General features: G+C 48.5%; 1 protein-coding gene. It reads left to right on the top strand.

Annotated features, from left to right (window positions below):
* The coding region (locus tag R7Q48_RS27645; RefSeq protein ID WP_318133473.1) for a DUF3971 domain-containing protein at positions 1 to 687 on the top strand (687 nt) is incomplete at both ends.

Here is a 687-nt window from a genome sequence, read left to right on the forward strand (position 1 = left end):
CGGAATCGGAATCAACCAGTGACTTACTCAATAAGTTAGCGCCGAAAGGTCGTGTTGAAGACATTCGTTTAGCCATGAATGGTGGCTTAGATACGCTGCGTTATTCGGCAGACCTCGATGAGTTAGCTATGACTCAATGGGAACTGTTGCCGGGCTTTCAACATGTGCAAGGCAGCGTTGCGGGTGACTTGAAGCAAGCGAAAGCGAAAGTCACGGTCATTGATGATGTTTTCCCGTACGGGGATGTATTCCAAGCCCCATTGAACATCAAGCAAGGCGAAGTCGACATCATCTGGCAGCAAGATGAGACAGGTTGGCGTTTGTGGTCGGATAAAGTCACGGCTGCGACTCCGGACCTTCAAGTGTTGGGCGCATTTCGACTCGATTTCCCTAAAGAGCAAAGCCCATTCCTATCGTTTTATGCTGAGGCGGATCTCTACAACGCTGGTGAAACTTGGCGTTACTTGCCAACCTTGGCATTAGGCCAAGATCTGACGGATTACCTATCGACCGCCATTCAAAGCGGTAAAGTAAATACGGCCAAATTGCTGTGGTATGGCGAGTTAGGAGATTTTCCTTACAAAGAGCACAACGGCATGTTCCAGGCATGGGTTGGCTTAAAAGACGCGAAATTCAGTTTTGATACTGCATGGCCAACCATTACCGACTTGCAGCTTGATCTATTGT

The sequence above is a fragment of the Vibrio sp. 378 genome, from assembly GCF_033339435.1.